Source organism: Mesorhizobium sp. M5C.F.Ca.IN.020.29.1.1 (assembly GCF_003997375.1).
In the GTDB taxonomy this organism is placed as follows: Bacteria; Pseudomonadota; Alphaproteobacteria; order Rhizobiales; family Rhizobiaceae; genus Mesorhizobium; species Mesorhizobium wenxiniae.
The window spans coordinates 1-7,090 of record NZ_RZSW01000318.1 but is presented as its reverse complement, the minus strand read 5'-3'; the positions used below and the strand labels follow the sequence as shown (position 1 = coordinate 7,090).

Annotated in this window: 7 protein-coding genes; 1 reads left to right on the top strand and 6 read right to left on the bottom strand. The window is 63.2% G+C overall.

All coding sequences use genetic code 11. The annotated features are described in order from the left end of the window. Positions 1-156: 156 nt before the first annotated feature. The 6 genes from EOA85_RS22580 to EOA85_RS22555 all read right to left on the bottom strand — a co-directional run bounded on the left by EOA85_RS22580 (position 157) and on the right by EOA85_RS22555 (position 6,839). Positions 157-1,434: a 4-aminobutyrate--2-oxoglutarate transaminase gene (locus tag EOA85_RS22580; protein WP_127211229.1), complete on the bottom strand. Its 1,278-nt coding sequence runs from the start codon at positions 1,432-1,434 to the stop codon at positions 157-159. Between the two features lie 139 nt (positions 1,435-1,573). Continuing rightward, positions 1,574-2,323 (bottom strand): ABC transporter ATP-binding protein, encoded by a 750-nt coding sequence (locus EOA85_RS22575; protein WP_127211228.1) that lies wholly within the window; start codon positions 2,321-2,323, stop codon positions 1,574-1,576. Further along, positions 2,320-3,153 (bottom strand): ABC transporter ATP-binding protein, encoded by an 834-nt coding sequence (locus EOA85_RS22570; RefSeq protein WP_164759810.1) that lies wholly within the window; start codon positions 3,151-3,153, stop codon positions 2,320-2,322. The genes EOA85_RS22575 and EOA85_RS22570 overlap by 4 nt, the downstream gene beginning before the upstream one ends. Before the next feature lie 39 nt (positions 3,154-3,192). Further along, positions 3,193-4,113 (bottom strand): nickel transporter permease, encoded by a 921-nt coding sequence (nikC, locus tag EOA85_RS22565; protein ID WP_127211226.1) that lies wholly within the window; start codon positions 4,111-4,113, stop codon positions 3,193-3,195. Next, positions 4,110-5,177, bottom strand: coding sequence for an ABC transporter permease (locus EOA85_RS22560; RefSeq protein ID WP_127211225.1), 1,068 nt, complete (start codon positions 5,175-5,177; stop codon positions 4,110-4,112). The genes nikC and EOA85_RS22560 overlap by 4 nt, the downstream gene beginning before the upstream one ends. A gap of 18 nt (positions 5,178-5,195) precedes the next feature. After that, positions 5,196-6,839, bottom strand: coding sequence for an ABC transporter substrate-binding protein (locus EOA85_RS22555; protein ID WP_127211224.1), 1,644 nt, complete (start codon positions 6,837-6,839; stop codon positions 5,196-5,198). Between EOA85_RS22555 and EOA85_RS37650 the strand changes: the two genes are divergently transcribed. Then, on the top strand, positions 6,784-7,090 hold a 307-nt coding region (locus tag EOA85_RS37650), incomplete at its 3' end, for a hypothetical protein (protein WP_164759809.1). The genes EOA85_RS22555 and EOA85_RS37650 overlap by 56 nt on opposite strands.

Sequence of the window (7,090 nt, the reverse complement as noted above, 5' to 3'; positions counted from 1 at the left end):
ATATGTTGGTATTCAGGTGATGCCGGCCTGCGAACGGGTGGTTTCCTGCGCTTCCGGTACTCACGGACCAAAATGTCCGCTCCGTTCGGGTTCTCGGGACCCACCATTCTCGGCTCGGCCTGACCTGAGTCTCAACACATCCCAAGAAGGCGAGGGTCAGGCGGCCCGGACCTCACGGATCGAGCTTTCCAGGATGTCGAGCGCTTCGTTCAAGACGCCGTCCTGGATGGTGATCGGCGCGAGGAAACGGATGACGTTGCCGTATACGCCGCAGGTGAGCAGGATCAGGCCCTTATCGAGCGCCTTCAGCCGGACGGCATTGGCGATCTCGGCCGACGGCAAGCCCTTTTTGACTTCATTGAACTCAACCGCGTTCATGAAGCCGGGGCCTCTGATATCGACGATCTCCGGCGTGTCGTCGCGGATCGATTGCAGCCGCTGCTTCAGCCTGTTGCCCAGCGTGTTGGCGCGGTCGCAGAGGTTTTCCTCCTCGATCACATCGAGCACCGCATGCGCCGCGGCGACGCCTATCGGGCTGCCGCCATAGGTGCCGCCGAGCCCGCCCGGGTTCGGCGCATCCATGATCTCGGCACGCCCGGTGACCGCCGACAGCGGGAAGCCGCCGGCGAGGCTCTTGGCCATGGTGGTGATGTCGGGCGCCACTTCGTGGTGATCCATGGCGAACATCTTTCCGGTGCGAGCAAAGCCGGTCTGCACCTCGTCGGCGATCAACAGCATGCCGTGCTGGTCGCAGATCTTGCGCAGTGCCGACATGAACTCGCGCGGCGCCTCGTAGAAGCCGCCCTCACCCTGCACCGGCTCGACGATGATCGCGGCGACGCGGGCAGGATCGACATCGGCCTTGAACAGGCGGTCGAGCGCGGCCAGCGAATCGGCGACGGAGATGCCGTGCAGCGCTACCGGGAACGGCGCGTGGAAGACATCGGCCGGCATGGCGCCGAAGCCGACCTTATAGGGCACGACCTTGCCGGTCAGCGCCATGCCCATGAAGGTGCGGCCATGGAAGCCGCCGGCAAAGGCGATGACCGCCGGCCGGCCGGTGGCGTTGCGGGCGATCTTGACGGCATTCTCCACCGCCTCGGCGCCGGTGGTGACGAAGATGGTCTTCTTTTCGAACTTGCCCGGCAGCATGCCGTTCAGCCGTTCGGCCAGCCTGACATAGCTCTCATAGGGCACCACCTGGTGGCAGGTGTGGGTGAAGCGGTCGAGCTGCGTCTTGACCGCCTCGATCACCTTCGGGTGACGATGGCCGGTGTTGACGACGGCGATGCCGGACGAGAAGTCGATGTAGCGGCGGCCTTCGACATCCCAGATTTCCGAGTTCTCGGCGCGGTCGGCATAGATTTGCGTGGTCATGCCGACGCCGCGCGAGATCGACTGGTTCTTGCGTTCGGAAATGGCTGAATTCTTCATGATGTCCCTCGCCGGGCCGGCGCCCGTTCTCGTTTGGATGATTGCCGGGAATTGTTCTGATCTTATTTCATGTTTTCCTCAAGTTGGCACCGCCGCCGGGTCGTTGGGCCTGCTGCCGTTAGCGTCGCTGAAATTTGATTCACGCCGTCCTGACAAACCCGTCGCTGGCCCGCAAGAGGTTGCGCGTGTAATCCTTGGTCACGTGCCGCTTGACAAGGTCGCTCGCCGCCAGATTTTCCACCGCTTCGCCGTTCTGCATCACCATCAGCCGCTCGCACATATGGGTGATGATGGCGAGGTCGTGGCTGACCATCAGGAAGGTCAGCTTGCGCCGCCGCCGGATCTCCTCCAGCAGATTAAGCACTTCGGCCTGCACCGACGCGTCGAGCGCCGAGGTCGGCTCGTCGAGCAGCAGGATCGACGGTTCGAGGATCAGGGCGCGCGCAATCGCCACGCGCTGGCGCTGGCCGCCCGACAATTGATGCGAATAGCGGAAGCGGAAGCCGGTTCCCAAACCGACCTCGTCCAGCGCCCGCTGGATGCGCTTTTCGCCATCGGCAAAGCCGTGGATGGCGAGCGGCTCCTGCAGCAGGCGGTCGACGGTCTGGCGCGGATGCAGCGAGCCGTAAGGGTCCTGAAAGACCATCTGCACCTCGCGATAGAAAGCCTTGTGGCGGCGCGCGCCGAGTTTTTTTCCGTTGACCGTGATGCTGCCCGAAGCGATCGGCGCGAGACCGGCGATTGCCCTCAGCAGCGTCGATTTGCCGGAGCCGGATTCGCCGACCAGGCCGAAGGATTCGCCTGATTGCACTTCGAGGCTGACGCCCTTCAGCGCGCGAAACCGGTCGAAGACCACCTCCAGCCTGTCGACGGAAAGCGCTGATGTCATGCCGCCCACTCCGGCTTGCGGTCGAGCACCGGCAGCGGGTGACGGTCGGCGCCGATCTTGGGCATGCAGTTGAGCAGGCCGCGCGTATAGGGATGCTGGGCACGGCCGAGTTCCGACGCCGCCAGCTGCTCGACGACCTTGCCGGCATACATGACGATCACCCGGTCGCAGAAGGACGAGACCAGGCGCAGGTCGTGCGAGATGAAGATCAGCCCCATGCCGCGCTCGCTGACCAGCCTGTCGAGAATGCCGAGCACGTCGAGTTGCACAGTGACATCGAGCGCCGAGGTCGGCTCGTCGGCGATCATCATTTCCGGCCCGGCGATCAGCATCATGGCGATCATGGCGCGCTGGCCCATGCCGCCCGACACCTCGTGCGGATGCAGGTCGAAGACACGGGCGGGATCGCGGATCTGCACCGCCTCCAGCATGGCGAGCGCGCGGTCGCGGGCTTCGGCCTTGCCGACCTTCTCATGCGTGCGCAGCGTCTCGACGATCTGACGGCCGATGCTCATCACCGGGTCGAGCGAATATTTCGGATCCTGCAGGATCATGGCGATGCGTTTTCCCCGCAACGCACGGCGGTCGCGGGGCGGGGCCGCGAGCAGATCGATGCCGTCGAAGGCGAGTTTATTGGCAGTGACCTCGGCCTGCGGCGGGGTCAGGCCCATGATGGCGCGGCCGGTCTGCGACTTGCCGGAACCGCTCTCGCCGACGATGCCGAGCCGTTCGCGGCCAAGCGAGAAGGAGACGCCGCGCACCGCCTCGATGCGGCTGGTACGCGTCGGAAAGGTGACGCGCAGATCGTCGACCTCCAGCAGGGTGCTCATTGGGTCGCCGCTCATTGGCCGCCGCTCATTGATCGCCGCTCATTGGTCACCACTCCGGGGGTCGAGCGCGTCGCGCAAGCCGTCACCGAGCAGGTTGAAGCCGAGGCTGACGATGAGGATGGCAAAGCCCGGTGCACCGGCCACCCACCACTGGTCGAGCACGAAGCGGCGGCCCGACGCGATCATCGCTCCCCATTCCGGCAGCGGCGGCTGCGCGCCGAGGCCGAGGAAGCCGAGACCGGCGGCGGTCAGGATGATGCCGGCCATGTCGAGCGTCACCCTGACGATCAGCGAGGAGATGCAGAGCGGCATGATGTGGCGAAGCACTATGCGGAATGGCGAAGCACCCATCAATTGCACCGCCTTAATGTAGTCCGAATTGCGCACGGTGAGCGTTTCGGCACGGGCAATACGCGCATAGGGCGGCCATGAGGTGATGGCGATGGCGAGCACCGCATTCTCGATCCCGGGGCCAAGTGCGGCGACAAAGGCCAGCGCCAGGATCAGCTTCGGAAACGCAAGAAAGATGTCGGTGATGCGCATCAGGATCGCATCGATCCAGCCGCCGGCATAGCCGGCGACCGCGCCGACCAACAGGCCGATAGGGGCGGCGATGATGGCGACGAGTATGACGACGTAGAGCGTCCATCGCGAACCGAAGATGATGCGCGAAAGGATGTCGCGGCCGAGGTCGTCGGTGCCGAACCAGTGCGCGGCACTCGGCGCCAGCAGGCGCGAACCCTTGAGGTCGCCGAATGTCGGCGAATAGGGCGCCAGCACATCGGCAAGGGCCGCGACCACCAGCAAAGCGATGATGATGAGCAGGCCGAGAAACGCCAGCCGATTGGCGGAAAAGCGCCGCCACGCGACATAGGCGCGGCCGAGCCTTGCCTGCATGCGCGACGCCGGCCGCTCGCTGAGCAGCCAGTCGCGGCGGCTCTGGATTGCTTCAGCGCTCATCGTACCTTGGTCCTTGGATCGAGCACCCGGTAGAGCAGGTCGGACAGAAGGTTGATGCCGATGAAGACCGAGCCGATGACGATGGTGCCGCCGAGCACCGCGTTCATGTCGGCATTCTGCAGGGAATTGGTGATGTAGAGACCGATGCCCGGCCACGAGAACACCGTCTCGGTCAGCACCGAGCCTTCGAGCAGGCCGGCATAGGAAAGCGCAATCACGGTGACCATCGGCACCGCCGCGTTGCGCAGCCCGTGGCCCCAGATTATGCGTGCTTCCGACAGGCCCTTGGCGCGCGCCGCCACAATATATTCCTGGGCAAGCTCGTTCAGCATGAACGATCGCGTCATGCGGCTGATATAGGCAAGCGAGAAATAGCCAAGCAGCGAGGCCGGCAGAATGATGTGGCGGAAGGCATCACGAAATACATCCCACTGCCGCTGCCACAGCGCATCCAAGAGATAAAAGCCGGTGATCGGGGTGAAGGTATACTCGTAGACGATATCGAGACGGCCGGGAAAAGCCACCCATTGCAGCTTGGCATAGAACAGCACAAGCGCCAGCAGTCCCAGCCAGAAGATCGGCACGGAGTAGCCGACCAGTCCGATGATGCGGACGATCTGGTCGATGATGCTGCCGCGCCGGACCGCGGCCAGCACGCCGAGCGGCACACCGAGGAATGCACCGATCAGCGTCCCCAGCGTCGCCAGTTCGATCGTCGCAGGAAAGGCGCGGCGGATGTCGGTCATGACGGGATTGGTGGTCAGCACCGACGTGCCGAAATTACCGTTCAGGGCATTCTTCACATAGATGTAGAACTGCTCGACCAGCGGCAGGTCGAGACCCATCTCGCGGCGGGTGCGCTCGACGACATTGGCCGGCGCCCGGTCGCCGAGCACCGCCAGCACCGGGTCGATCGGGATGACCCGCCCGATGAAGAAGGTCACCGCGAGAAGACCGAGATAGGTGGTTATCGCGATGACCAGGAAGCGGGCAATCGCCGACGCGACAGCGACAGCACGGGCGCTGCCGCGCCCTGCCGTCGCTTCGCTTTCAACAGTGCTCATGCGGCAAGTCCGCCGACATCACTCCTTGGAGATCTGCCCGACGAAGTTGGTGTCGAAGCTCGGGCCGAGCGCAAAGCCCTTGAGGTTCTTGCGCAGGCCGGCCACTTCCAACTGCTGGTGGATGATGATGAAAGGACTGGTTTCGAGGACCTTCTTCTGCAGATCCTGGTACATTGCGGCGCGCTTGGCCGCATCCTTCTCGAGCAGAGCCGCCTCGGTTTCTTTGGTCAATTCCGGGATCTCCCAGGCGTTGCGCCAGGCCAGCGTCTTGGTCTTGCCTTCATCCGAATTGTCCGGGTTGCTGGCGAAGGTCTGGGCATTGGAGTTCGGATCGAAATAATCCTGACCCCACTGGCCGATATAGATGTCGTGGTTGCGGGCGCGGTATTTGGTCAGGGTCTGCTTGCCGTCGCCGGGAATGATCTCCAGCTTGACGCCGGCCTGTCCCAGCGTCTGCTGGAACGATTCCGCCATGCCGGTCTCCGGCTGCCTGCTGCGTACGTCCATGGTGACGCTGAAGCCGTCGGCCAAGCCGGCCTTGGCGAGCAGTTCCTTGGCTTTGGCGACGTCGAATTTGAACGGATTCTCGTCCAGCTCGCCGAGCACGCCTTTCGGGAGGAAGGTCTGGTGGATCTCGCCGATGCCCTTGAGGATGGTCGAGCTCAACGCATCGTAGTCGACGAGATATTTGAAGGCCTGGCGAACCTCAGGCTTGGCGAGGTTCGGGTTCTTCTGGTTGAGGCTGATGTAAAAAACCGTGCCCTTCGGTGCGCTGGTGGTCGTGAGATCGGCGTTCTTGGCGATTGCGTCGAGGTCGTTCGGCTCGAGATTGCGGGCGACGTCGATGTCCCCGGCCTCGAGCGCCAGTCGCTGACCCGAGCTTTCCTTCATGTTGCGATAGATGACGCGGGCAAGCTTGGCCTTTTCGCCATGATAATTGTCGTTGCGCTCCATCACGACGACCTCATTCGCCCGCCATTCGCGCAGCTTGAACGCGCCGGAGCCGGCATAGCCGGTCTTCAGCCAGGCGTTGCCGAAATCGTTGTCGTATTTGTAATCGTCACTGGGCGTCACCGCCGCGACATGCTCCTTGACCAGCTTGGCGTCGACGACCGAGGCGACGGTTGCCGACAGACAGTTCAGGACGAAGCTCGGCGCATAGGCCTTGTCGACGGTGAACTGGAATGTCGTATCATCGACAGCCTTGGCCTTCTCAGTGACGTTGTCGCCGTTGATGCCGAACTGCCCGATGATAAAGGCCGGGCTCTTGTCGAGCTTGATGGCGCGCTCGAACGAATAGGCGACGTCCGCCGCTGTGATCGGGTTGCCCGAGGCAAATTTCAGGCCGGGCTTGAGCTTGAAGGTGTAGGTCAGGCCGTCGTCAGACACAGTCCAGCTTTCGGCGAGATCGCCCTTGACCTTGGAGGTATCGCTGAGGTCGAGGCGGACAAGGAGATCGTAGGTGTTGCCGGTGACCTCTGCGGTCGACAGCTCGAACGCCTCGCCCGGATCCATGGAGATGATGTCATCGATGGCGAAACCCTCGACCAGCGTGTCGGCGGGCGTGACCGCAAAGGCCGGCGCGCCGGCCAGAAGCAGCGCGGACATGGCTGCGCCCGCGAGCAAGAAGCGGGAGCGTAGAGCAAACTTTTCCATCATCATTTTGATTGTTCCCTGTTTTGTTGACCTGAGTTCCCGGCCCAGGCTTGTGGCGTTCTCTTGCCAATCAACGGTGATCCCTGAACCGGTTGTCATGGCAACTTTTATCCAGTTCCGCCTCACCATATCCGGCGGTTTCAAGCGCGGCAACGAGCATTTGCAAAGCTGTTGGTTGGACCAGATCAGCCAGCTACCACCGCCGGGAACCACACCGCGGGGGGTGAGCTATTTCAATGCGGTGACCAGGTCGGCAT